A 23,619-nucleotide genomic window follows, 5' to 3' on the forward strand; every position below is an offset into this window, starting at 1 on the left:
CAGGTGATTGGGCCGGCATTCTCCTTCGCCAAAGCCGCGAAAGCCCTGTTCAGGACATCTCCACCCCACGCGACGGGTCCGACCAGAACGGGTCGCCCACGCCCTTTCCGATGCGCAGCGCCTCTTCGCGCACCCGCGCCCGCATGCGCTTCAGCAACGGCTCATCCACGGCGTCTGACGGATAAGAGATCGAGAACGAAATGTTTTCGTGGCGCGCCGGATCACATACGGCGGCGCCAACCGCCGACACGCCCGACCGCATTCCGTCGAACAGGTTGAAGACGCCGGTACGGCGGGTCTCCTCGATCCTGGCTAGGGCGTTCTCGCGCGCCTCGTCGCCATCGAGCTTGCCGTCGAGCGCGGTCAGGATCTGCTCGTCCGTCTGCCGCGCCAGGAGCGTAACGCCGAGCGCCGTCGGCAAGGCCGGCATGCGCCGCCCCACCGCGTGCACGAGCCGCAACGGGTAGGATCCCGACTTGGCCCGAAGGATGATGATGTCGGCGCCGGACAACACCGCGACATAGCCCACGAACTGAAACTCCGAGACCAATTCGTCGATGCTGGCATTGACCATCGACAAGAGCGACCGCGCCGCAACGAAGCAGTCCGCCAACGCGAGCGCCTGCACCCCGAGAACGTAGCCCGCATCCCCTGCCTCGCGCTCGACAAGCCCGAATTCGCTCAACGTCTTCAGAAGGCGCGACGCTGAACTCTTCGGGATGTCCAGCTCGCGACATACTTCCCCGACCCGTAGCACCGGGCGCTCCTTGCTGAAGTGCGTGAGGATTTTGAGGCCGTTTTCGAGCGAGCTCATGTTGTTCCATATACAGCAACTATGTTGTTCTATATAGTTCAATAGCCATCCACCGTTTGTCAACCCGGAATCTCAAGGAACGCTCGACGGCGCATTCACCCGACCGCAAGCATCACTCACGCAGTTGTTTTTGCGGGTTCTTTTTCTTCAAGATTCCGAAGAGGGGCGTCCGGGCCGCCGCTTTGCGTCGGTCGTCCGACAGTGCTGGACACGACAAGCCGGTCTCGCAAAGCGACATGTCCGGACGACTTGCAGCCGTTCGCCGCAGACGAAAATCGTTGCGCCGCCTGCCGTCCGCGCCCGCATTTGATAGGCTGATGTCGGTTTATCGGGTCGACATCTGCTCTTGCACCGTGCGCACGGCCTCTTGGCCGGCGAGGAAGCCGAAGGCGATCGCCGTCAAGAGCCCGTTGCCGGACAGATAACCGGAGACATCGGGACCTGACACGCCGCAAGCCGCGCCGCCGCCGGCGAAAAGATTGGCAAAGGGCCGGCCCTTCCGGTCAAGGACGCGGGCGCGGTCGTCGATCCGCAACCCGCCCTGGGTGTGGAACAGCGCGCCGGTCACCTTGACCGCGTAAAACGGTGGCAACAGCGGTGCCAGACCGGCAAAATCCCGCCCGAGCGGGTCGGGCTTCGCACCGACGCAAAACCGCGCCACCTCGGCCAGCGTGGCGGCGAGCCGCAATTGCGGCAGCCCGGTCAGGGCGGCGAGCGCACCGACGGTCGTCGCCGTGCGCACGGCGCCGGCGGCATGCGCCTGGCGATAGTCGGGAAAGGTGAGGCCGAAGCGGTGGACCGTTTCGTCATAGACGTTCCAGGCAAAACCGCCCGGCTGGGCGAGCACCTTGACCGCCTGCTCGGAATAGCCGCCGCTTTCATCGGCAAAGCGGTCGCCATCGCCGTTGAGTTGGATCGCGCCCTTCATCATTAGCGCCCAGGAAATCAGGATCGCGTGCGGATGGGCCAGCGAACCGTGTCCCTGATAGCCGGACATGTGCGCGAACCCGGCGCCGAGCGCCTCGCCCCAGCGTACGGCGTCCCCGGTATTGCCGGTATGGCCGTAATAAAGCGCCTTGCCAAGTTCGGGAATGTGGGCTTCCATCAGGTCCGGATCGCCGCCGAAACCGCTCGAGGCTAGAACCAGCGCGCCGCAACCCAGGGTTTCGCGTGTTCCGCCCGGTCGCTCGATCCCGACCGCGGTGATCCGGCCGTCGGGGGCGGCGTAAAGATGCGTGGCGCGCGCCTCGGTGACGATCGCGATATCCATCGCCTCGGCGGCGGCCAGCAGCCTCGCATGCAGCGCCGCGCCGGTGCGCTCGTCGACGCAATGCATACGGTGGCGGCTGTGGCCCGGGTAAAGAAAATCATCGAGAACCTGCCAGTCGACGCCGGCGTGATCGGCGAGCCATTCCAGCGCCGGACCGATGGTTTCGGCGGCCAGGATCGCCAGTTCCGCGTCGCAACGCCCGTTCGACTTGGCCAGGATGTCGGCCGCGAATCGCGCGGGCGTGTCGTCCGTAACGCCGATCTTTCGCTGAAAGCGGGTGGCCGGCGCGGGCACGAAGCCGGACGACATCGCGGTCGAGCCCGACGGCGTGGCGTCGCGTTCGACAACCACCACCTCCGCGCCGGCGGCACACGCACGCAGTGCGGCGACCAGGCCGCAAGCGCCGGCGCCGATCACCACGACATCGGCCGCCGCGTCACGGCGGTCGGGCGCGGTGCGCAGAACGCGGCCTTCCACCCTCACGCCTCTTCGACCAGCTCGCGCGCTTCGGCGCAGCGCATGGTGCGGGCCACGGTGGCAAGGTCGGCGACGGCGCGCTCATGGGTGTCGCGCAAAAACGCCGCGCAACCGTCCGACAAGACGATGGTGGCAAAGTCGCGCACATGCGCGTCGCGCACCGTGGAGGCGACGCCGCCATTGGTGACGATGCCGCAAAAGATCAGCGTGTCGACGCCGGCCTTGCGCAGCAGCCATTCGAGCCGGGTCATGTAGAAGGCCGAATAGGCGATTTTTTCCACCGTCAGATCGGCCGGTTTGAGGAGATCGACCAGATCGTGGCCCCACGAACCGGGAGCGAAATCGCCCTTGCCGAGAAACGGCCGCATCGCCTTGAGATGCGGCGCGATGAACGGTTCGCCGCGCTTGCCGGGAACCAGCGTAAAATGCGTCGAGACGATCCAGCCGCCGCGCGCGCGCAGCGCCTCGGCCACGGGCAACACGCGTTGCGGCAGGGCGGCGATGTCGTCACTGGCCTGGCCGCCGCGGGCATAAGCGCCGTCGGGATGCAGAAAATCGTTTTGCAGATCGACGATGACCAGCGCGGTGCGCGCGACATCGATTGCGGCATGCGCCATTTTTCACCCCTTTCCCGGCGTGATCACCAGATTGCCGAAACGGTCGACGGCGGCGACGAGCCCCGGGTCGACGAAGATCGTGGTATCGGGTTGTTCCAGCAGCGCCGGCCCCTCGATCACCGCGCCGACGGCGAGGCCGAGCCGCTCGTAGACACCGGCGTCGTGATAGGCGCCGTCGGCGTAGACGCGCCGGGTCGCGGTCCGGCAGTGTTCGGCCGACTTGCCGTCGACGGGGGCGAAAACCTGCATGTCGAGCGCCGGCCGGCGGCCGATCACCGCGACGCGGTGGTTCATCACCCGCTTGGGGATACCGTCCAACAGCCTCCCGAAGGCGTCGCGGTAGGCAGCGTCGAAGGCGCCGGCGACCGTTTCGGCGTCGAGCCCGCCGGGGCCGATCGCGATCGGCACGGCGACGGAATGGGTCTGGCCGAGATAAAGCATGTCGAGTTCGAACACCCGGTCGACGCGCTCGAAGGCAACGCCGGCGCGCGCCAGCACAGTCTCGGTGTCCTCGGCGACGGCCAGCATCGCGCGACCGAGCGCTTCGGCGTCGATATCGTCCAGCAGCCGGTTGACCGTCTGGACCCGGTCGTGGCGCATATCGGCCACGACGCAGCCGAGCGCTGAGGTGACGCCGGGAAAGCGCGGCACCAGGGCCGAGCCTAGGCCGACCTCCTTGATCAGCGCGCCTGTGTGCAATGCGCCGCCGCCACCGAAGGGCATGGCCGCGAACCTGGCCGGGTCGTGCCCCTTTTCGATCGAGACCAGGCGGATGGCGCCGGCCATCTTGGCGTTGGCAAGCCGCAAGATCGCCTCGGCCGCGTCCTCGACCGAAAGTTCGAGCGGGCGTGCGATCTCCGTCTCGATCGCCGCACGCGCGGCCTCGATGTCGAGCCGGTCGAGCTTGCCGCCGATCGGGCGGTCGGCATTGATGCGGCCGAGCACGAGACTGGCGTCGGTGACCGTCGGACGGCTATTGCCGAGACCGTAGCAGACAGGGCCGGGATCGGAACCGGCCGATTCGGGCCCGACCTGCAACAGGCCGCTCTTGTCGAGCCCGGCGATCGAGCCGCCGCCGGCGCCGATCGTGGTGATCTCGATCATCGGGGTGCGCACCACCAGGCCGAAATCGATCGCCGTCTGAGCGGCAAGCGTCGCCTTGCCGTCGGCCACCAGCGACACGTCGAAGGAGGTGCCGCCCATGTCGCAGGTGATGATGTTGGTAAAACCGGCCGCCCGCGCGATGGCGGTTGCAGCGATCACGCCGGCCGCCGGTCCCGACAGCGCCGTGCGCACGGGATAGCGGCGCGCGGTCTCGGCCGACATCACCCCGCCGTTCGACTGCACGATCAAAAGCTCGCCGGCAAAGCCGCGCCCGTCCAGCCCCTGTTGCAGCCGCTCCAGATAGGACGACACCACCGGCTGCAGATAGGCGTTGAGCGTGGCGGTGGAGGCGCGCTCGAATTCGCGGATTTCCGGCAGGATCTCGGTGGCTGCGGTGACGAAGGCGTTGGGCCAGACCGAGCGCACCGCTTCGACGGCGCGGCGCTCGTTGTCGTCATTGGCGTAGCCGTTGATGAAAAACACGCACACCGCCTCGCAGCCGGCCGCGGCGAGAGCGCGAGCACGTTCGCGCACTTCGTCCTCCGCGACGGGAGTGAACACGGAGCCGTCGGCCAGCACCCGCTCGGCGACCTCGAGCCGGTCGCCACGTTCGACCACCGGGGTGAAGCCGCCCTTCAGCCCCCAGGTGGTCGGACGGTCGCGCCGGCGCATTTCGATCACATCGCGGAACCCCTCGGTGGTGATGATGCCGGTGCGCGCGCCCTTGCGTTCCAGAAGCGCGTTGGTGCCGACGGTGGTGCCGTGGACGAGTGTGCCAATCTCGGCGAAATCGGCGACAATCTCGGCGATGCCCTGGACGAAGCCACGCGACTGGTCGCCGCGCGTGGAGGGAACTTTCGTCGTGACGACCGCGCCGGCGGCCTCGTCCAGCACAAAAACGTCGGTGAAGGTGCCGCCGACATCGACACCGACAATAAAGGCTCTGTCATTCACGTGGCGGGCTCCCGGCTGCGCAGTTGGCGGGTGGCGTCGGCGTCGACGGTGCCGTTCGCCGAAAATGCCACGCCGTAGCTGACGGCCGCCTGTTCGGCGCTGACGAAACCGCGCCGCACATCGCGCGCGACCTCGTCGACCGGGCGTAAAAAGGCCGGACCGTAGCCGCCGCCGCCCGGCGTTTCGAGCCGCAGACGCTGGCCGCGGGCGAGCTTGATGCCGACCATCTTGGAGACCATCTGCGGCCGGTGCTCGCCATCGTGCTGCTGGTAGGTAAAGCGATTGGTCGCCGCGTCACCCCCGCCGACGACGCCGCGCGGGGCGAAGCGGCCGCGTTCGCCGAACAGGAACACATCGGCCTGCTTTTCCAGTAGCTCGATCTCGTAGACGGCGCCGAGCCCGCCGCGATGGCGCCCGGGGCCGCCCGAATCCGGGCGCAGCGCCCATTGGGTGAAGCGCACCGGATAGGCCGCCTCGAGGATTTCGAGCGGCGGGATGGTGGCGGTCGAGATCGGCGCGTTGCCGTGGTTGAGGCCGTCGCCGCCGCCATGGGCGCCATGGCCGCCGCCGAAGAAGGAAAACATCACCCAGCGCTGGCCGTTTTCGCGATGGCCGGCGAGCGACAGCGCGTTGATGGTGCCGTAGGCGCAGGCCATAGCCGGCCCCGGCGCGATGCTGGCGATCGCCTGGAAGACGACGTCGATCAGGCGCAGGATGGTCTCGGTATAGCCGCCGACCGGCTTCGGCGCCGTAACCGAAAGCAGCGAACCGGGATCGATGCGGAACTCGACCGGTTCGAGCACGCCGGCATTGGCCGGCACGTCGCCGAAAATATGCTTCAGCGCGACGTAGCAGGCCGCCACCGTGGTGGCGCGCGAGATGTTGACCGGGCCGGCACAGGCCGGCGATGAGCGCGAAAAATCCATCACCATGCGGCCGTCGCCGATCGTCAGGTCGAGCGCGATCTTCAACGGCTCGTCGACGATGCCGTCATTGTCGAGAAAATCCTCCGCCGACACGGTCCCGGCCGGCAGCTCTGCGATCTGGGCGCGCATCATCTCGGCCGCACGCGCCTTCAGTGCAGCAAGTGCTGCGGAAATCGTCGGCGCGCCATAATCGTCGATCAGCGCATGCATGCGTTTTTCGCCCAGTTCGAGCGCGTTGATCTGGCCGTTCAGGTCGCCGTAGAGCGACATCGGCAGGCGCGAATTCGCCGACAGGATATCGACGACGTCCTGACGGAACGCGCCGCGGTCATAGAGCTTGACCGGCGGGATCAGCATGCCCTCCTGAAAACACTCGGTGGCGGCGGGATTGTAGTTGCCCGGCACATTGCCGCCGACATCGTGCCAATGGCCGACCGAAGCGAGAAAGCAGAACACCGCGCCATCGCGGAAGACCGGCTTGACCAGCCGGAAGTCGGACAGATGGGTGCCGCCATCGTAGGGATCGTTGAAGATCCAGACATCGCCTTCGTGGATGCCGCCCCTGAGCCTGGCCTTCTCGATGACCGCCTGCACGGCGAAGGCCATCACGCCGACGAAGATCGGCAGGCCGGACTTGCCCTGGACCAGGGTCTCGCCGGTCGCCGCGTCGTAGATGCCGTGCGAGGCGTCATGCGCCTCGGCGATGATTGGGTTGAAGGCGGAGCGGAACAAGGTCGCGTCCATCTCGTCGGCGATCTGCTCCAGCCGTCCCTTGAGGATCGCCAGCGTTACGGCGTCGACGGTCGCGGTGCCGCTCATTGATCGTCCTCCGCGTCATAGCGTTTGCCTTCGGCGAGCAGCTCCGGCGTGCCGATGACCCCGTTCAGCCCGGCGAAATCGAACATCCGGTTGCGAAAACCCTGGTTCGAGCCGGTGGCGAGCAGATTGGCGTAATAGTCGCGCGCCGTCGCCGCGACCGCGCGCACCACACCGCCGGGGAAGATGACCAGGCCGTAGCCGAGCGCTTCCAGGCCCGCGGCATCGATCGCCGGGGTCTTGCCGCCCTCCACCATATTGGCCATCAGCGGCACGCGCCCCTTGAAACGCTGCACGATCTCGCCGATCTCGGCCAGCGATTGCGGCGCCTCGACGAACAGCATGTCGGCGCCGGCCTCGACATAGGCCTCGGCCCGGTCGAGGGCGGCCTCGAAGCCTTCGACCGCGATCGCATCGGTTCGGCCGATGATCAGGGTTTCCTCGCTGGCACGGGCATCGCAGGCGGCGCGGATCTTGCCGGCCATCTCCGCCGTCGAAATCAGCGACTTGCCGTCAAGATGGCCGCAGCGCTTCGGCATCGTCTGGTCTTCTAGTTGCAGGGCGCCGGCGCCCATGCGCTCGAACACGCGCACGGTGCGCTGCACGTTGAGCGCGTTGCCGAAGCCGTTATCGGCGTCGACCAAGATCGGCAGACCCACCCGGTCGCGCAGCGCGGCGATGGTGTCGGCGACCTCGCTCATCGAGACCAACCCGATATCCGGACGGCCGAAGCGGCTATAGGCGATCGAGGCCCCCGACAGGTAGACGGTTTCCGCGCCGGCCTGCTCGGCGATCAGGCCCGACAGGGCGTCGTAGACGCCCGGCGCGACCAGGATCGGCGGCGCCTGCAATCGTTTCCTGAGGCTCATCGGCCCGTCTCCCGCGTGCGCTCCGCGGCGAAGCGCTTCTTGAGATGCGGCACCAGGCCGCCGTCACGCAGCATGCGCCTGAGATTGCCGGGCAACGGCTCCAGACGAACGGACAGATCGCGGTCGACAATCCGCAATTCGCTCTTGTCCAGGTCGAGAGCCGCCCGGTCTCCGTCGGCGACCGTCTCCAGATCCGCACCGACCAGGACCGGCAGGCCGAGATTGATGGCGTTGCGATAGAAAATACCGGCGAAGGAACGCGCCACTACCCCGGCGACGCCGAGATGCTTCAAGGCCTCGGCGGCCTGCTCGCGCGAGGAGCCCATGCCGAAATTCCGTCCCGCGACCACGATGTCGCCCGACCGCGCGGTGGCCGCGAAATCAGGCCGCGCCGTTTCCAGGCAATGGGCGGCCAGCGCCTCGATGCCGCCCTTCATATAGGCGCCCGGCGCGAGCTGGTCGGTATCGATGTCGTCGCCGAACAGGAAGACGCGTCCGCTCATGCCGCCCCTCCGCCGGCCAGGAACTCGCGCGGGTCGACGATGCGGCCGGCGACCGCGGCGGCCGCAACGGTGAAGGGCGAGCCGAGCCACACTTTCGCCGACGCCGCCCCCATGCGCCCACGAAAATTGCGCGCCGTCGAGGAAACGCAGGTGACGTCCTCGCCGAGCCGGTCGACGCCGTAGCCGGCGCAGATGCCGCAGGCATTGGGCAGGATGCGCGCTCCGGCCTGTTCAAACACCGCCATGATGCCGTCGGCGGCCGCGCGCTCCTGGTCACGGCGCGAGGACGGCGCCACCATCAGTTCGACGCCGGCGGCCAGGCGCCGGCCTTTCAGGATCGCCGCTGCGTTTTTGAGATCGTCATATTTGGCGCCGGTGCAGGCGCCGATATAGGCGACGTCGATCCTCGTCGGCGGCGCCGCGCCGACCGGTCCGGCATTGGCCGGCGAATGCGGCGCAGCCACTTGCGGCTCGAGTGCCGCGGCGTCGAAGACATGATGTTCAAGCAGTTCGGCGTCGGGGTCGGTGTTGAGCCAGCGCCAGTCGCCGGCCTCGCCGCCATGCGCGGCAAGCCAGGCCGCCGACTTCGCGTCAGGCGCGATCAGCCCCGCCTGGGCGCCGAGTTCGGCGGCCATGTTGGATAGGGTCATGCGCTCCTGCATCGACAATGCCATGACTGCCTCGCCGGCATATTCGACCGCCTGGTAGCGACCGCCATCCATGCCCAGCCGTCCGCACAGCGCCAGCATCATGTCCTTGGCGACGACCCCGGGGCCGAGCCGGTTTTGCCATTCGATCAAGATCGTTTCGGGAACCTTGAGCCAGATCTCGCCGGTCGCCAGCACGCCCGCCATTTCGGTCGCACCGACCCCGAACATGTAGGCGCCGAAGGCGCCCCCGGTCGGCGAATGGCTGTCGCCGCCGACCACGAACATGCCGGGCCTGAGATGGCCGCGTTCGGGCAGGACGACGTGGCAGATCCCCTCGCCGTCATGGAAGGCGACCTTGCGCTCGCGCGCCCATTGCCGGGTCAATTCAAGAATGCGCGCGCCCTCGTCGGTGTCGCCAGGCACGAAATGATCGGAAATCAGCACCACCTTGTCCGCGTCGAACAGGCCGACACCCAGTTCGCGCAGGATCGGCTCGACCCGGCGCGGACCGCCCGAATCGTGAATCATGGCGAGATCGACCGCGGCGGTGACGATCTCTCCCGGCGCGACCGTCTCGCGGCCGGCAGCCCTTGCGATGATCTTTTGCGCCAACGTCTGCGCCATCACACCAGCCCGAGATAGGAGCGTTGTAGTTCGGGATCGTCGAGCATGGCGCCGGCCCTGCCCGACAGGCGGATTTCGCCGTTTTCCATAACGAAGGCACGGTCGGCGATCTCCAGCGACTGCAAAACGTTCTGCTCGACCAGCAGAATCGTCAGCCCGTCCTGGTTGAGTTGCCGGATCAGGGAAAACATTTCTTCCACCAGCAGCGGCGACAGGCCGATCGACGGCTCGTCGAGGATCAGCAGTTCGGGCTCGGCCATCAGGCCGCGGCCGATCGCCAGCATCTGCTGCTCGCCGCCCGACAAGGTGCCGGCCTTCTGGTCGAACCGCTCTGCAAGCCGGGGAAACGTCTCGCCGACGCGCACGATGTTGGCGGCGCGGTTGGGCTTGCCGCGCCGATAGGCGCCAAGCTCGAGATTTTCGCGCACCGTCAGATTGGGAAAGATGTGCCTTCCTTCCGGCACCTGGATCAGGCCGAGTTCGACGATGCGCCGCGCGCCGAGCCGGGTGATGTCGTGGCCGGCAAAGCGGATGGCGCCGCCTCGGCACGGCAAAAGCCCCGACAAAAGCGCGGCGAAGGTCGTCTTGCCGACGCCGTTGGAGCCGAGCAGCGCGACGATCTCGCCACGGGCGATGTCGATGTCGACGCCGCGCAGCACCTCGACCGCGCCGTAGCCGCCACGCAGACCCGCCACTTCAAGCATTGGCCGCCTCCCTGGCGCGCATGCGCTCGGCCATGCCCTTGCCAAGATATGCCTCGATCACGCGCGGATCGGCGACCACTTTGGAGGCCGTGCCCTCGGCGATGATTTCGCCCTGGTTGAGCACCCAGGTATGTTCCGACAAGCTCATCACCGCCTGCATGACGTGCTCGATCAGAAGCACGGTCACGCCCTCGTCGCGGATCGCGCGGATGATCGGGATCACCGCCTCGATCTCGGACGGGTTGAGCCCGGCCATGACCTCGTCGAGTAGGATCAGCTTCGGCCGCGTGGCGAGCGCGCGGGCGACTTCGAGCCGCTTGCGCCCGGCAACCGTGAGCGCGGCCGCGTCGATGTCGAGCCGGTCGCCGAGCCCGACCTTGCGCGCCACCGCGCCGGCATAGGCGAGCGCGTCGGCTCGGGACGCGATGTGGAGATGGGCGCCGACCGCGATGTTGTCGCGCACTGTCTGGCCGGCGAAGGGCTGGACGAGCTGGAAGGTGCGCACCATGCCGCGCCGCGCGATCGCCTCGGGCGAAAGGCCGGTAATGTCTTCGCCGCAAAACCGCACCGTACCCCGGTCGGGGCGATGAAAGCCGGTGATCATCGCAAACAGGGTCGTCTTGCCGGCGCCGTTGGGGCCGATCAGCGAGGCGATCACGCCTTGCGGCACGGTGAAACCGACGTCGCGGGCGGCCTGAACGCCGCCGAAATTCTTGGAGATGCCCGCGACCTCAAGCATGGCGGCGCTCCGCGACGAGCGGGCGCGCGCGACGCCAGGCCCCGAGACGGGTGACGAGGCCGGCCAGGCCCCGCGGCATGAAGGTGACCATGACGACCAGTAACGCGCCGTAGACGGCCAGGCTGATGCCGGGCGCGTCGCCGGTCACCTCGCTGGTGAACTCGGAAACGGCGTGGATCGCGGCGGCCCCGAGCAAGGGGCCGAACAGCGTGCCCATGCCGCCGATGATCGGCACCAGCAAGCTCTCGATCGAGACCGCCGGACCGTAGGCGATCGACGGGTCGAGGTAGAGCAGATATTGCGCGTAGAAGACCCCGGCCAGACCGGAGAAGATGCCGGACAGGACGATCGAGCCCATCTTGACGCGAAACGCGTCGACGCCGAGCGCGCGCGCGGCCTCCTCATTGTCACGCACCGCCATCAGCCTGGCGCCGAACCGCGAATTGCCGATCCACCACACGACCAGGAAGGCCGCCAGCGTCATCGTCCAGATCAGCCAGAAATAAGATGTCTTGGAAGCGAACTGGAGATTGGCCAGGCTGCGCTCCAGCGGGATCAGAATGCCGACGCCGGCGCCGGTGAAGTCGACCGAGTTCGACAGGATGCGCAGGACCTCGGCGAAAGCGAGCGTGACCAGCGCGAAATAGGAACCGCGCAGGCCATAGCGGAAGGTGGAAAAGCCGATAAAGGCGGCGACCGCACCCGCTGTCAGCCCGCCGGCGACGAGCCCGATCCACGGATTGACGCCGAACTGCACCTGCAGCACCGCCACCGTGTAGGCGCCGGTGCCGAAATAGGCGGCGTGGCCGAAGGAGAACTGACCGCCATAACCGCCGAGAATGTTCCAGGCCTGCCCGAGCAGCGCGGCGTAAAGCGTCATGATGACCACGTCGAGCCAGAACTCCGAAACGATCAACACCGGAACCGCGGCGATCGCGATGAAGACGGCGAGAAGGAGCAGCAGTGAACGCATTATCTAAACCTTGTGGCCCAAGAGGCCGGTCGGCCGGAATATCAGCACCAGGATGAAGATCGCGAAGATGCCGATCTGGCCCAGGCTCTCGCCGAGGAAAAGGCCGCCCATGGCCTCGACCACTCCGATGACGAAGCCGCCGATCAGCGCGCCGACGAACGAGCCCATGCCGCCGAGCACGACGATGGTGAACGCGATCAGCACGAAGCCGTGACCGACCTGCGGATTGACGTAATAGCTCGGCAGAAGCAGGCAGGCGGCGACGCCGAGGCAGGCAATGCCAAGGCCGTAGCTCGTCGCGTAGACATGGTCGGTGTCGATGCCGACCAGAGCAGTACCCTTCTTTTCCTTGGCTACAGCACGGATGGCGCGGCCGAGATCGGTGCGCGCCATGATCAGCCACAAAAGCGCCGCGGTGACGATAGCGCCGACGAAGGCCACCAGCTTGGGCAGCGGCAGGAAGGCGCCGAGTATCTCGACCGTCTCGAAGGAATAGGGCGTGTCGACGATGCGCGTGTCGGAGCGGAAGAAGAACAGCGACAGATTCTCGATGACGATCGCCAGGCCGAGCGTGACAAGCAGGATGTTCTCGTCGCGGCCGTGGCTGGCGCGGCCGATAATGCCGCGCTGCACTGCGTAACCGAGGGCGAACATCCCCGGCGGCACGATCAAGAGGGCCACGTAAGGATCGATGCCGAACCTCGCCTTGAGATAATAGACGGCGTAGAGGCCAAGCATCAAAAGCGCGCCATGGGCGAAATTGATGATGTGAAGGACGCCGTAGATCAGCGTCAGGCCGAGCGCCACCAAAGCGTAGAGTGCGCCGGTGGTGATGCCGTTGAGCACCGATGGGACGATGATGGCGAGATCGGGCATCTTGGTATCCGTGCTGCGTTCGCATCCGCCGGGCCGTCGGCCCGGCAGACCTAATGCGAATGCGGTCAACTCATCGGGAAAACCGCGTCTGCGGAAGCGAACTCCTTGGGAAAGATCACCTCGATCGCGCCGTTCTGCACTTGGGTGTTGACCGGCTGGGCGCCCATGTTCTGCCCGTTTTCCATCTTGGTGGAACCATAGGGCATGCCATGCTGGTCCCAGGTCGACCCGGCCAGCGCCGCGATCACGGCGTCCTTGTCGGTCGAACCGGCCCGCTCGATGGCATCGGCCAGGAAAGCGACTGCATTATAGGCCAGGAACACCTCGTAGGTGTAGATCACGCCTTTGGCCTCGGCCGCCTTCTTGCGCGCGAGCGCAGTGTCGGACTTCGGGTCGAACCAGTGATTGCAGTCCATGATCTGCTCGGCGGCCTCGGGATATTCGTTGACGAACTGGTAGCTGGAGGCCGCCCCGCCGAGCACCGAATAGATGCCCTTGGCCTCGACCTGCTGCTGCTGCAGCGTGCGCGCCAGAAGCACATATTCGTTGTAATAATTGGCCGGAATGATCAGGTCCGGCTGCTTCGACTTGATCTGCAGGGCGATGTTGGTGAAGTCGCGTGTCGGGTTGGCGTGCTTGATGACGTCCAGAACCTCGATCCCGATTCCCGGCAGCTTTTCGCTCAAAAGCTTCGCAGTGCCGGTCCCGAACAGCGATTCCTCGTGCACGATCATCGCGCTCTTGGCCGGCGAGCCGGCGGTCTTGTTGATGGTGTCGAGATTTGCGACCGCGATCTCGGCGACCTTGCCGTAGCCGGGGGCGAAGCGGAACGTGTTGGCCAGGCCACGGCTGGTGATCTGGTCGGACACGCCGACATCGACCACGTGCGGCGTGTTCGTTTTGGCTGCCTCCTGCGAGGTGGCGAGCGAGATCGCGGAAGAGTAGCCCGCGACGAAACCGGCAACGCCGGCTTCCACCATCTTGCTTACCTCCTGCGCGCCGATTTCGGGCTTGCCCTGGCTATCGCCGAGCATCGCCTCGAGCATGGCACCGCCCATCGACTTGATGCCGCCGGCGGCGTTGATGTCGTCGATCGCCATCTGCGCACCGGTCCGGCATTGGGTTCCGGAAAAGGAGATGAACCCGGTCACCGGATGAATCAGTCCAATCTTGACGGTTTCGCTCTGTGCTCTGAGCACCGCCGGAAAACCGGCGGAGGCCACGCCGAGCGCGGCGGCGCCGGCAAGAAAGTCGCGTCGTCCGATACGATGCCGCGATCGAACGAGCCTATCCGTCGTGTTGTTTTTCATAACTATCCTCCTGTCGTCATCCGGCCTGGGGTCCCCGAGGGTCCTTTCTCCTCCTCATCGCCGGCCGGAATCGGCGATGACGGCAACGTCGTCCAATGCGCTCCGTCCTTCGCACGGACGCGGCGCATGGACATTTCGAAGCGGTAGAGATCGGGCCGGTAGACAACGCGGATATATTCCACCGGTCGGTCGTCCGTATCGCGCACCACGCGCCTGACCTCGATCAGCGGCGCGCCGGCATGAATACCGAGCGCGGTGGCAACCTCGGCGTCGGCGAGGGTAGCCGAAACCGTCTGGCGCGCCGAGGCGACCTCGACACCCGCCTTTTCAAGCAGATGCAGGAGCGGCTTGGTCTCCAGATCCTCGCGCTCATATTCGCGACCAACCCGGCTCGGCACATAGGTGACCAGAAAGGACATCGGCTCGCCGTCGAGGCTGCGCACGCGCACGGCGCGCTGCACCTCGTCGCCAAGCCCCACTTCCAGCGCGGCGGCGATATCGGCGGATGCCGCGAGATAACCGAATTCCAGCACTCGCGCCTGGGTCGCGATGCCCATCAGCGAGACGTTTTCCAGCCAGCCCTCGATCGAGGCCATCACCGCCGGCGCGGGCGGTTGCTCGACGACGCGCGTGCCCCTGCCCCGCTCGCGCACGACCAGACCGGCATCGGCGAGTTCGTTGAGCGCCCGTTTGGCGGTGATGCGCGAAACGCCGAATTCCTGGCACAATTCCTGCTCGCTCGGCACAAGATCGCCGGCCGAGAGACCGCCGCCATAGATGCGGCTGCGCAGGATCACGAAAAGCTGGTGATAGAGCGGGACGCGGGAGGCTTCGTGGAGCTGACGGGCCGGACGCAGCTTATCGCGACGGACATCGCTCTCCGGCTCGCCCAACCTGTCCATCACATCCTCCCGATGCGCTGCCTATATGGCATGTAGGTATATCATTATACCAATTGAATTGACGGCTCAAGCGGCAATCTGCGGCTGGCCTCGCGGCGGTATGCGGCCGCCGGCGGCCGTCGCCTGTGCGTAACGCAGTCGTTGTTTGCGGTATCGGATCGGGCGTTGAGGGAAAGCCAACATGCCGCGGCTCCAGGCACCGATCCTTCGACGGCGGTGCCCTCGAAAGACGGGACCCGAATGGCGTGTCGTCGAAGCGCCCCCGACCCATTCCCTCGTTGCGTTGTGATCGCTCCCGAAACCCGGCATCCGGGTCAGGATCAGCGTCAGAAAACCAGCGTCGCGCTCATCGTCCTAGCCGCCTGGCCATCGGCGCACCAGAGGTCCAGCCCATCGCCGGAACGGACCGCGTTGACGGTGAACGGGCCGCCGTGGAAGAGCGGCGACAGGCCGCGATAAGAAAAGCGGCGCGGCGGACGACCGGCGAGCCGCGCGCCGAGATGCAGCATCAGCGTCGCCTGCAGCGGACCGTGCACGACGAGACCCGGATAGGCCTCCTCGTCGCGCGCATAGTCAACGTCGTAATGGATGCGATGGCCGTTGAAGGTCAGCGCCGAATATCGAAACAAAAGCGCCGTCGTCGCCTCGACCGTCTCGGTGTGCTCGGCCGTCGGCAGCGGCGCGGGCGATCCCGGTTGCCCGGGCGTGGCGGGCGCGGTGGACGGCGCTGCGCGATAGACGATATCCTGGCGCTCGCTGATGACGGTGCGGCCGTCGCAGTCGAAATCGTGCTCGACCGTCACGAAGACCAGTTCGCCGCTGCGGCCTGTCTTGTGGGCGATGTCGGCGATGCGTGAAACCCGCATCACCTCGGCCCCGACCGAAAGCGGCGCGTGAAAGGAAAGCGCGCCGCCGGCCCACATGCGGCGCGGCAGCGGCACGGGCGGCAGAAACCCGCCGCGCGCGGGATGGCCGTCCGGACCCAGTTCATCGGGCTGCACGGCCGGCGGAGCCAGGCACCAGTGGATGGCGAGTGGAGCCGCGGCGGCGCCGCGATAGGCCGAGTGGCCGAGCGTGGCCTCGAAACGTTCGGCCAGCCCCGGCGTGACGATGTCGCTTGCCCGTTGCTCGTTTCCGATCCAGCGTCGCAGATCGTCGATGTCGACCGCGCTCATGCCGGTGTTTCCGAAAACTCGCGCCGTACAGCGTCGGTATGGACGCCAAGCGCCGGCACGGGCCCGCCCTTGATGGCGCGGCGCAGCGGCGAGCCAACCCCGTCGAAGACGCCGCCCGGCGTCTCGACGGCGATGCGCCGCAGAGCCGCATGGCCAGAAAGATCGGCAACCGTGGAGACGTTCGACCAGGCAAGCCGGTTGGCCTCAAGCCTTGCGATCGCCTCGACCCGGCTCATGCGGCCGAAAATGCCGGCCATGATCTCGCCCAGCAGTTCGCGGTTTTCGACCCGGCTCGGATTGTCGTGGTAAAGCGGATCGTCGACCAGATCGGGCCGCTCGAAGACGCCTTCGCACAGGCGCCGCCATTCGCCCGGATTCTGCACCACGATCACGATCTCGCCGTCGCTGCAGGCGACCGAGCAATAGGGGTAGATCGCGGCGTGGGCGAGCCCGGTGCGCGGCGTCGGCTTGCCGCCATAGTCGTGATGCAGCAGAGGCACGCTCATCATGTCGGCCATGGTGTCGAACATGGCGATCTCGATGGCCGCGCCGCGTCCGGTCGCGGCCCGGCCGACCAGCGCCTCCAGAATCGCGGCATGGGCGTTCATGCCGGTCATGACGTCGGCGATCGACACGCCGACCTTGACCGGCGTGTCGGGCGTGCCGGTGACCGCGCAAACGCCGCTCTCGGCCTGGATCAACATATCGTAGGCGCGCATGGCGCGCGCGGGACTGTCCTGGCGGTAGCCGACAATGTCGACAGCGATCAGACGGGGATAGCGCGCGACCACGTCCGCGGCACCGAGACCCAGCCGGGCGGCGGCGCCCGGCGCCAGGTTCTGCACGAAGACGTCGGCGCGCGCGACCATGCGCTCGACCAGCGCCCGGTCGTCATCGTGCTTGATATCGAGCACGGTGCTTTCCTTGCCCCGGTTCAGCCAGGCGAAATAGGCGCTAGTGCCGTGAACCGCCTTGTCGTAATGGCGCGCCGTCTCGCCTTCCGCGCGCTCGATCTTGATGACACGGGCACCGGCATCGGCGAGCCGGAGCGTGCAGGTCGGCGCGGCGACGGCCTGTTCGATGGAGACGACCAAAAGACCTTCAAGCGGCAGCATGGCTTTCCTCAATAGGAGCGCGGCAGGCCGAGCACGTGCTCGGACAGATAACTCAGGATCAGATTGGTCGAGATCGGCGCAACCTGGTAGAGCCGGGTTTCGCGGAACTTGCGCTCGACGTCGTATTCCTCGGCAAAGCCGAATCCGCCATGGGTCTGCACGCAGGCTTCCGCCGCCGCCCAGGAGGCCTCGGCCGCAAGCATCTTGGCCATGTTGGCCTGTTCGCCGCAGTCCTCGCCGGCCTCGAACAGGCGGGCTGCCTGGTGGACCATCAGTTCGGCCGCGCGCATCTGCGCATAGGCGCGCGCGATCGGGAACTGCACGCCCTGGTTCTGGCCGATCGGACGGCCGAAAACCCGCCGTTCGCCGGCATAGGCGCTCGCCTTGTCGATGAACCATTTGGCGTCCCCGATACATTCGGCCGCGATCAGGATGCGCTCGGCGTTCATGCCCGACAGGATGTAACGGAAGCCCCGGCCCTCCTCGCCGATCAGGTTGTCGGCCGGCACGCGCACGGAATCGAAAAACACCTCGGTGGTGGCGTGGTTCATCATCGTGCGGATCGGCTTGATCGTCATGCCGTCCTTCAACGCGTCGCGCATGTCGACGATGAACACCGACATGCCGGCGGTGCGCTTTTCGGCCTCCTCCTTCGGCGTCGTACGCGCCAGAAGCAGCATCAGGTCGGAGTGCTCGGCGCGCGAGGTCCACACTTTCTGCCCGTTGACGACATAATGGTCGCCCTCGCGCCGGGCGAAGGTCTTGATGGAGGTCGTGTCGGTGCCGCTGGTCGGCTCGGTGACCCCGAAAGCCTGCAGCCGCAATTCGCCGGCGGCGATGCCGGGAAGGTATTTTTGTTTCTGCGCCTCACTGCCGTGCCGCAGCAGCGCACCCATGATGTACATCTGCGCGTGGCAGGCCGCGCCGTTGGCGCCGGCGCGCTGCACCTCTTCCAGGATCGCGGCCGCGGCGGACAGCGGCAGGCCGGAGCCGCCATATTCCTCCGGGATGAGCACGGACAGATAACCGGCATCGGACAGCGCCTTGACGAAGTCGCTCGGATAGGCGTTGTCGCGGTCGAGCTGGCGCCAATATTCGGCGGCGAAGCTGGCGCACAACCGTCTGACGCTTTGCCTGATCTGGGCGATATCCTCGCCTTCCGGAAGATCCTTGATGGTCATGAAGTTTTCCGATTTTGGTCTGGTTGATTTGGGCGCGGCGAAGCCGGGTTCAGGAGGGACCGGCACCGCGCGCGGGCATCAGCGCGCCGATATGGTTGGCGCGTTCGATCGTCCACAGGCGCGGCAGCACCATGTCCATCTCGGCCGCGTCGGCGGCCCGGCTGAAGGCGGCGAGGCCGCGCACCTTGGCGTCGATCTCCTCGCGGCTGAGCGTGTTGCCGGGATCGCCCTTGGGATCGTCGACCCTGGCCTCGATATGGCGGCCGTCGCGCGTCTCCAGCGCAACCTTGCCGATCCAGCGCGCCGGATAGGCGGCATTCACCTCATCGTCGAGCCGCATGGCGACGCGCTCGCGAAAGCCCGCGATCTCGGGACTGTCGAACCCGTTCTGGAACTCGCCCATGCCGGCGCGGCCATGGGCGGCGATCAGCCCGAGCGTGGTGCCCATGGAGAATTTCGCCTGGTGCACACTCGCCGGCGCCGTCACCGGCCCGAGCACGTCGATGGCGGCCTGGTGGACCAGCGCCGTGACGCTGCCGATGTCGTCGATCGTGAGATCGTTGTCCTGCATCGCCTTCAACAGCGCGTCCGCGGCCGGATGGGTGTGGCGGCAGGAGGCATGAAACTTGAACGAGGTTTCCGCCAGGGCCCAGCGTACGCCGAGCCGGTCGGTAAGCCTTGCCGGGTCGGCGTCGCTCGACATGCCGGCGCCCATGCCCTGCGCGCCTTCCAGTATGCGCCTCGCGCCGGTGAAGCCGTCGGCGGCGAGATAGGCGGCGATCAGCCCATTGGCGGCCGCCTTGCCGGTGTGCAGCGGCTTTGAATCGGCGGCGTCGCGCAGGAACTCCCACAGCCCTGCGGCCTGCGTGCCGGCCGAGCCGAAAGCGTCGAGCATGGCGGCGGGATTCAGTCCCAGCAACCGGCCGGCGGCCGCCGCGGCGGCCAGCGCGCCGGCCGTGCCGGTGGTATGGAAGATACGGTAGTGCGAACGGCCGAGAAATTCGCCGATCCGGATGCCGGCTTCGTAGCCGGCCACCACGGCGGCGATGAAATCGCGGCCCGAGGCGCGGTTGGCCTGGGCGACGGCGAGCGCTGCGGGAAACACCACCGCGGCCGGATGGAAAACCGAGCCGTTGTGGACGTCGTCCTGCTCGGCCACGTGCGAGGCGGCGCCGTTGACAAGCGCGGCAAACAACGGCGAGCTGGAGCCGCGGCTTGCAAGCAATTCGCTCGGCCCGTCCGCCGGCCCCATGCGGGCGGCGAAGGCGGCGACGATCTCCACCGGCCGCACGCCCTTGCCCGCGAGCGCGGAACCGGCCCAGTCGACGAACAGATCGACTGCGCGCTCCACCACCGGCTGCGGAATATCCTCATAACGCAACCCGGCGGCAAAGGCGGCCAGCCGGGCGCTCGGTGTCTCGTCCAGTTGCTCATGCATGGGTGCGCTCCTCCAGGGCCGACGGGGCGCGGCCGGCCCATCTCATCCTGCATGTAGCGCCCCGTGGCGCAATTCGTTATTCAGGAAGCACGCCTTCAGCACAGGCAAACGCTCCCGGAGAAAAGGCTCGATGTCCGGCCTTCGTTACGACCTCGTGGACCTGCGGCTCTATGTCAGCATCGCGGAAGCCGGTAGCCTGACCAAAGGCGCCGAACGCGTGCATCTGTCGGTCGGCGCGGCCTCGATGCGGGTCAAGAACCTGGAAGAAGCGCTCGGCGCACCGTTGTTGGTGCGCACCAGCCAGGGGGTCAGCCTGACCCCGGCCGGAGAGGCGCTGCTGACGCATGCACGACGGGTTTTCCGCGACCTTGAACGGCTGCATGGTGACCTGCAGGCCTTCTCGCGCGGTCTGCGGGGCCGGGTGCGCGTTTTCGCCAACACGACCGCGATGACCGAAATCCTGCCGGCTGCGCTCGGCTCCTTCCTGGCCGCCCACCCGCATGTGGACATAGACCTGGAGGAGCGGCTCAGCCCGGAAATCGCCCGCGCCGTGGCCGACGGCAGCGCCGATATCGGCATCCTGGCCGGCACCGTGCGCACCGACGGACTCGACGTGCTTGCCTATCAGAAAGACACGCTGGTGCTTGCCGTTCCCGCCGGCCACGCGCTCGCCGGGGCAGACATGGTGGATTTCGCCGAGGTGGCCGCACTCAGCCTGGTTTCGCTGCAGCGCGGCAGCGCCATACACGGCTTCATGGAAAACATCTTTGCCGAAATGGGCGTCGCGCCAGACATCCGCATCCGGGTGTCCAGCTTTGAATCGCTATGCCGCATGGTCGAGGCCGGCGTCGGCATCGGCATGCTGCCCGGCTCGGTGGCAAACCGGCTCAAGCACAACCACGCCATTGCGGTCGTGCCGCTTTCCAACCGCTGGGCGGTGCGCGAACTCAAGATCTGCGTGCAGAAGCTCGACGAGTTGCCGGCATTCGGCCATGCGCTGGTCGAACACCTGGTGTCCGGCGCCCGCGCCACATGACACCTCCACCCGCTCAGCGCCGCTCGCCGGTAAAGTAGGCCAGAGATTTGCGCAGATCCTCGGCCCGAAAGCCGCGGCCGATCACCACCACGGAATTGTCGTCGTCGGTCGGCTTCGCGCCGGCTTCGGGCACGATTTCCGGCTGTTGGACGACCTTACGCACGCTCTGCAGAAGCAGCCGGCCGGCCGGCGTGCGCACCACGCCCTTCACCCGCATGATGTCGTCGCCGCGCGCGTGAAGCAGCGCGCTCAACCAGACCGAAAAGGCCGGCCAGTCGGTCGCCTCGGAAAGATCGAGCCGCGTGGCGGCGATCGGAGCCGGCGCGCGGCTGCCTTCGGCCGGCGGGATCGCGACCGGTTCGATACCGGCATGGTCTGGCAGGCCGGCGCCGCTGCCCATGGCAGCTCCCGATATCGCCGCACCGGGATTGAGCGCCTGCAGCGTCGCCACCAGCCGGGCAAGATCGGGTTCGGCAGCGGCGTCGACCTTGGTCACCAGCAGCCGGTCGGCGGTTTCGATCTGACGCAGCGTCAGCGGCTCGTGGCGCATCTGGTCGAGCCCGTACAGCGCGTCGATGGCGATGACGATCTCGTCGACCATCAGATGGTGGATCAGGACAGGGTCGGTGCGGATCGTATCGACGATCGGGCCCGGATCGGCCAGCCCGCTGGTTTCCAGCACGACGCGGTCGAGCGAGGCCAGCGCGTCGTCGCCGCCGACGCGCGCATCGCAGATGGCGCGCAAAAGGGCAACCAGCGCCTCGCGCCCGTCGCAGCAGGCGCAGCCCCCGGCCAGAACCCGCAATTCGGCCGACCGCGCCAGTAACGCGTCGTCGACCGGCACCTCGGCCGCCTCGTTGACGATCACCAGCGCGTCCTTCATCTGCCCGTGATGCAACTGGTGGCGCAACCAGGTCGTCTTGCCCGAGCCGAGAAACCCGCCGAGCACTGTCAGCCGCATGCGCCCGTCGCGGGCCTCGCTCATGTGTCCTCGCGCTCCTCCGCGTCACACGCTTCGGCGAGGAACTGCGGGTCGAGCGGATCGATCACGCGCCCGCTCATCCGTTCGGCGGCGCGCCACACTTCGCTGACGTCATCGACCATTTCATGCCGGCCGGTGCGATCGGAAAGCGTGACGCCGGGTATCGCGCCGTCGTCGTGCACGCTCAAGCCGAATGCCGGCAACACCGATTGAAGCAGTTGGGCGCGGCGGAACCGCGCCCGCAAGCGGTCGGTCGGCGTCGAGGCGCCGGCTTCGGTCCAGTGGCCCGGGGCGGACGGAAAACCGCAATTGGCGCACATCTTGTCTGCTCCTTCGATCGCGGCGGGCGGTGCCAAACGCCGCCCGCCATTGCCCCACCGGCTTAGATGACCGGCGGGCGCTGTTTGCCTTCGAAAGGATAACGCGCGCGGAAATCGTCGGCGATTTCCTCGAACGGCACCCAGCGCACGCCATCATGGCCGTTAATATAGTCGATCAGCCTTTCGAGCATCAAAAGCACCTGCGGCCGGCCGCTGACGTCGGGATGGATGGTAAAGCAGAAGGCGGCGTAATCCATCTCGCGATAGACCCAATCGAACTGGTCGCGCCACAATTCCTCGATGTCGCGCGGGTTCACGAAGCCGTGGCTGTTGGGCGACTTCTTGATGAACATCATCGGCGGCAGGTCGTCGACATACCAGTTGGCGCCGATCTCGACCAGGTCGATCTCCTTGCCGTGCTCGAGCGGCTTCATCCACTCCTCCGCCTTCTTGGAGTAGTCGATCAAAGTCCATTTGTCGCCGACACGGGCATAAAACGGCTGGAAATCGCGATAGCCCTGGCTGTGGTCGTATTTGAAGCCGTATTTCTGCAACAAGGCGGCGGTGCTGTTCGACATTTCCCACCACGGCGCGACGTAGCCGCGCGGCGCCTTGCCGCTCATCTTCTCGATCAGCTCGACCGACTTGGCCAGCACCGCCTCCTCCTGGGTCGGCGTCATGGCGACCGGATTTTCGTGCGTATAGCCGTGGGCGCCGATCTCATGGCCCTCGTCGACGATCTGCCGGCACTGATCAGGAAAGGTCTCCAGCGAGTGGCCCGGAATGAAGAAGCTGGTGCGCAGGTCGTATTTCTTGAACAGCCGCAACAGCCGCGGCACGCCGACCTCGGAAGCGAACACGCCGCGCTGGATGTCGGACGGGGAATCCCCGCCGCCATAAGAACCGATCCACCCCGCCACCGAGTCGATATCGGTGCCGAACGAACAGAAAATCTCTTTCTTTGCCACTTCGAGTCCTCCTTCCAGGTGAAAACCGAACTTTCTCTTCCGCGCCGCGCCCTTCAAGACGGTGCGCGCGATGGATGACACCGCCGGGTCCCGGCCCCGAAGCCGCTGTCGTGCCGGTCCCACGTGCGGGCTGCCGGCTAGGTCGAGGATATTCCGGGATGCTATAGAAGCGCTACGATATTCGCAATTCTCCTTCCATTTTATAGCTTTAGCTAAAACCAAAAGCCTATTGATACATTTCTGCTATCAATTGATCCGATTCTAGTATCGCCGGCC

General features: G+C 66.7%; 22 protein-coding genes. 1 reads left to right on the forward strand and 21 read right to left on the reverse strand.

Annotation, left to right across the window (positions count from 1 at the left end; translation table 11 throughout):
- Window positions 1–49 precede the first annotated feature (49 nt).
- The 18 genes from GN330_RS21045 to GN330_RS21130 all read right to left on the reverse strand — a co-directional run bounded on the left by GN330_RS21045 (window position 50) and on the right by GN330_RS21130 (window position 20,037).
- The gene (locus GN330_RS21045) at window positions 50–814 is read right to left on the reverse strand and encodes an IclR family transcriptional regulator (RefSeq protein ID WP_156715253.1); all 765 of its coding nucleotides are present in this window, start codon (window positions 812–814) and stop codon (window positions 50–52) included.
- Window positions 815–1,139: 325 nt separating this feature from the next.
- Window positions 1,140–2,561 (reverse strand): FAD-dependent oxidoreductase, encoded by a 1,422-nt coding sequence (locus GN330_RS21050; RefSeq protein ID WP_343041013.1) that lies wholly within the window; start codon window positions 2,559–2,561, stop codon window positions 1,140–1,142.
- A gap of 2 nt (window positions 2,562–2,563) precedes the next feature.
- Entirely contained in the window at window positions 2,564–3,178 is a 615-nt protein-coding gene (locus GN330_RS21055; protein ID WP_156715255.1) for a cysteine hydrolase family protein, read from the reverse strand.
- A gap of 3 nt (window positions 3,179–3,181) precedes the next feature.
- Window positions 3,182–5,236, reverse strand: a complete 2,055-nt coding sequence (locus GN330_RS21060) for a hydantoinase/oxoprolinase family protein (protein ID WP_343041014.1) — start codon at window positions 5,234–5,236, stop codon at window positions 3,182–3,184.
- Window positions 5,233–6,981, reverse strand: coding sequence for a hydantoinase B/oxoprolinase family protein (locus tag GN330_RS21065; RefSeq protein ID WP_156715257.1), 1,749 nt, complete (start codon window positions 6,979–6,981; stop codon window positions 5,233–5,235). The genes GN330_RS21060 and GN330_RS21065 overlap by 4 nt, the downstream gene beginning before the upstream one ends.
- On the reverse strand, window positions 6,978–7,847 hold the full coding sequence (locus tag GN330_RS21070) for an isocitrate lyase/PEP mutase family protein (protein ID WP_156715259.1): 870 nt from the start codon (window positions 7,845–7,847) through the stop codon (window positions 6,978–6,980). Before GN330_RS21070 ends, GN330_RS21065 begins: the two co-directional genes overlap by 4 nt.
- Window positions 7,844–8,350 carry a LeuD/DmdB family oxidoreductase small subunit gene (locus GN330_RS21075; RefSeq protein ID WP_156715261.1) on the reverse strand — a complete coding sequence of 169 codons (507 nt, stop codon included), beginning with the start codon at window positions 8,348–8,350 and terminating at the stop codon, window positions 7,844–7,846. Before GN330_RS21075 ends, GN330_RS21070 begins: the two co-directional genes overlap by 4 nt.
- The gene (locus GN330_RS21080; RefSeq protein WP_156715263.1) at window positions 8,347–9,624 is read right to left on the reverse strand and encodes a 3-isopropylmalate dehydratase large subunit; all 1,278 of its coding nucleotides are present in this window, start codon (window positions 9,622–9,624) and stop codon (window positions 8,347–8,349) included. Before GN330_RS21080 ends, GN330_RS21075 begins: the two co-directional genes overlap by 4 nt.
- On the reverse strand, window positions 9,624–10,328 hold the full coding sequence (locus GN330_RS21085; protein ID WP_156715265.1) for an ABC transporter ATP-binding protein: 705 nt from the start codon (window positions 10,326–10,328) through the stop codon (window positions 9,624–9,626). Before GN330_RS21085 ends, GN330_RS21080 begins: the two co-directional genes overlap by 1 nt.
- Window positions 10,321–11,067 (reverse strand): ABC transporter ATP-binding protein, encoded by a 747-nt coding sequence (locus GN330_RS21090; protein WP_156715267.1) that lies wholly within the window; start codon window positions 11,065–11,067, stop codon window positions 10,321–10,323. Before GN330_RS21090 ends, GN330_RS21085 begins: the two co-directional genes overlap by 8 nt.
- Entirely contained in the window at window positions 11,060–12,040 is a 981-nt protein-coding gene (locus GN330_RS21095) for a branched-chain amino acid ABC transporter permease (RefSeq protein WP_156715269.1), read from the reverse strand. The genes GN330_RS21090 and GN330_RS21095 overlap by 8 nt, the downstream gene beginning before the upstream one ends.
- A 3-nt stretch (window positions 12,041–12,043) precedes the next feature.
- The gene (locus GN330_RS21100) at window positions 12,044–12,916 is read right to left on the reverse strand and encodes a branched-chain amino acid ABC transporter permease (protein ID WP_156715271.1); all 873 of its coding nucleotides are present in this window, start codon (window positions 12,914–12,916) and stop codon (window positions 12,044–12,046) included.
- Between the two features lie 65 nt (window positions 12,917–12,981).
- A complete protein-coding gene (locus tag GN330_RS21105; protein ID WP_156715273.1) occupies window positions 12,982–14,226 on the reverse strand; it encodes an ABC transporter substrate-binding protein in 1,245 nt (414 codons plus the stop codon).
- Window positions 14,227–14,228: 2 nt separating this feature from the next.
- The gene (locus GN330_RS21110) at window positions 14,229–15,128 is read right to left on the reverse strand and encodes a GntR family transcriptional regulator (protein ID WP_156715276.1); all 900 of its coding nucleotides are present in this window, start codon (window positions 15,126–15,128) and stop codon (window positions 14,229–14,231) included.
- Between the two features lie 326 nt (window positions 15,129–15,454).
- Window positions 15,455–16,303: an HTD2 family dehydratase gene (locus tag GN330_RS21115; RefSeq protein WP_156715280.1), complete on the reverse strand. Its 849-nt coding sequence runs from the start codon at window positions 16,301–16,303 to the stop codon at window positions 15,455–15,457.
- Window positions 16,300–17,418, reverse strand: a complete 1,119-nt coding sequence (locus tag GN330_RS21120) for a CaiB/BaiF CoA transferase family protein (protein ID WP_156715282.1) — start codon at window positions 17,416–17,418, stop codon at window positions 16,300–16,302. The genes GN330_RS21115 and GN330_RS21120 overlap by 4 nt, the downstream gene beginning before the upstream one ends.
- Window positions 17,419–17,426: 8 nt before the next feature.
- Complete coding sequence (locus tag GN330_RS21125) at window positions 17,427–18,599, reverse strand: acyl-CoA dehydrogenase family protein (RefSeq protein WP_156715284.1); 1,173 nt, start codon at window positions 18,597–18,599, stop codon at window positions 17,427–17,429.
- A gap of 49 nt (window positions 18,600–18,648) precedes the next feature.
- Complete coding sequence (locus tag GN330_RS21130; RefSeq protein ID WP_197435267.1) at window positions 18,649–20,037, reverse strand: MmgE/PrpD family protein; 1,389 nt, start codon at window positions 20,035–20,037, stop codon at window positions 18,649–18,651.
- Between the two features lie 130 nt (window positions 20,038–20,167).
- Between GN330_RS21130 and GN330_RS21135 the strand changes: the two genes are divergently transcribed.
- Complete coding sequence (locus GN330_RS21135; protein WP_156715286.1) at window positions 20,168–21,073, forward strand: LysR family transcriptional regulator; 906 nt, start codon at window positions 20,168–20,170, stop codon at window positions 21,071–21,073.
- Between the two features lie 13 nt (window positions 21,074–21,086).
- Here the strand turns inward: GN330_RS21135 and GN330_RS21140 are convergent, their stop codons facing one another.
- The 3 genes from GN330_RS21140 to GN330_RS21150 form a co-directional block, all read right to left on the reverse strand.
- Complete coding sequence (locus GN330_RS21140; protein WP_156715289.1) at window positions 21,087–22,058, reverse strand: CobW family GTP-binding protein; 972 nt, start codon at window positions 22,056–22,058, stop codon at window positions 21,087–21,089.
- A complete protein-coding gene (locus GN330_RS21145; protein ID WP_156715291.1) occupies window positions 22,055–22,375 on the reverse strand; it encodes a hypothetical protein in 321 nt (106 codons plus the stop codon). The genes GN330_RS21140 and GN330_RS21145 overlap by 4 nt, the downstream gene beginning before the upstream one ends.
- Before the next feature lie 62 nt (window positions 22,376–22,437).
- The gene (locus GN330_RS21150; RefSeq protein ID WP_343041018.1) at window positions 22,438–23,343 is read right to left on the reverse strand and encodes a polysaccharide deacetylase family protein; all 906 of its coding nucleotides are present in this window, start codon (window positions 23,341–23,343) and stop codon (window positions 22,438–22,440) included.
- Window positions 23,344–23,619 lie beyond the last annotated feature (276 nt).

Origin of the sequence: Nitratireductor arenosus (genome assembly GCF_009742725.1) — a bacterium.
Lineage (GTDB): Bacteria > Pseudomonadota > Alphaproteobacteria > Rhizobiales > Rhizobiaceae > Mangrovimarina > Mangrovimarina arenosa.

Excerpts from the sequence above, each read along its gene's own strand:
- GN330_RS21045 (WP_156715253.1), bottom strand. The coding sequence starts at position 814 with ATGAGCTCGCTCGAAAACGGCCTCAAAATCCTCACGCACTTCAGCAAG.
- GN330_RS21055 (WP_156715255.1), bottom strand. The coding sequence starts at position 3,178 with ATGGCGCATGCCGCAATCGATGTCGCGCGCACCGCGCTGGTCATCGTC.
- GN330_RS21065 (WP_156715257.1), bottom strand. The coding sequence starts at position 6,981 with ATGAGCGGCACCGCGACCGTCGACGCCGTAACGCTGGCGATCCTCAAG.
- GN330_RS21070 (WP_156715259.1), bottom strand. The coding sequence starts at position 7,847 with ATGAGCCTCAGGAAACGATTGCAGGCGCCGCCGATCCTGGTCGCGCCG.
- GN330_RS21075 (WP_156715261.1), bottom strand. The coding sequence starts at position 8,350 with ATGAGCGGACGCGTCTTCCTGTTCGGCGACGACATCGATACCGACCAG.
- GN330_RS21080 (WP_156715263.1), bottom strand. The coding sequence starts at position 9,624 with ATGGCGCAGACGTTGGCGCAAAAGATCATCGCAAGGGCTGCCGGCCGC.
- GN330_RS21085 (WP_156715265.1), bottom strand. The coding sequence starts at position 10,328 with ATGCTTGAAGTGGCGGGTCTGCGTGGCGGCTACGGCGCGGTCGAGGTG.
- GN330_RS21090 (WP_156715267.1), bottom strand. The coding sequence starts at position 11,067 with ATGCTTGAGGTCGCGGGCATCTCCAAGAATTTCGGCGGCGTTCAGGCC.
- GN330_RS21095 (WP_156715269.1), bottom strand. The coding sequence starts at position 12,040 with ATGCGTTCACTGCTGCTCCTTCTCGCCGTCTTCATCGCGATCGCCGCG.
- GN330_RS21100 (WP_156715271.1), bottom strand. The coding sequence starts at position 12,916 with ATGCCCGATCTCGCCATCATCGTCCCATCGGTGCTCAACGGCATCACC.
- GN330_RS21105 (WP_156715273.1), bottom strand. The coding sequence starts at position 14,226 with ATGAAAAACAACACGACGGATAGGCTCGTTCGATCGCGGCATCGTATC.
- GN330_RS21110 (WP_156715276.1), bottom strand. The coding sequence starts at position 15,128 with ATGGACAGGTTGGGCGAGCCGGAGAGCGATGTCCGTCGCGATAAGCTG.
- GN330_RS21115 (WP_156715280.1), bottom strand. The coding sequence starts at position 16,303 with ATGAGCGCGGTCGACATCGACGATCTGCGACGCTGGATCGGAAACGAG.
- GN330_RS21120 (WP_156715282.1), bottom strand. The coding sequence starts at position 17,418 with ATGCTGCCGCTTGAAGGTCTTTTGGTCGTCTCCATCGAACAGGCCGTC.
- GN330_RS21125 (WP_156715284.1), bottom strand. The coding sequence starts at position 18,599 with ATGACCATCAAGGATCTTCCGGAAGGCGAGGATATCGCCCAGATCAGG.
- GN330_RS21130 (WP_197435267.1), bottom strand. The coding sequence starts at position 20,037 with ATGCATGAGCAACTGGACGAGACACCGAGCGCCCGGCTGGCCGCCTTT.
- GN330_RS21135 (WP_156715286.1), top strand. The coding sequence starts at position 20,168 with ATGTCCGGCCTTCGTTACGACCTCGTGGACCTGCGGCTCTATGTCAGC.
- GN330_RS21140 (WP_156715289.1), bottom strand. The coding sequence starts at position 22,058 with ATGAGCGAGGCCCGCGACGGGCGCATGCGGCTGACAGTGCTCGGCGGG.
- GN330_RS21145 (WP_156715291.1), bottom strand. The coding sequence starts at position 22,375 with ATGTGCGCCAATTGCGGTTTTCCGTCCGCCCCGGGCCACTGGACCGAA.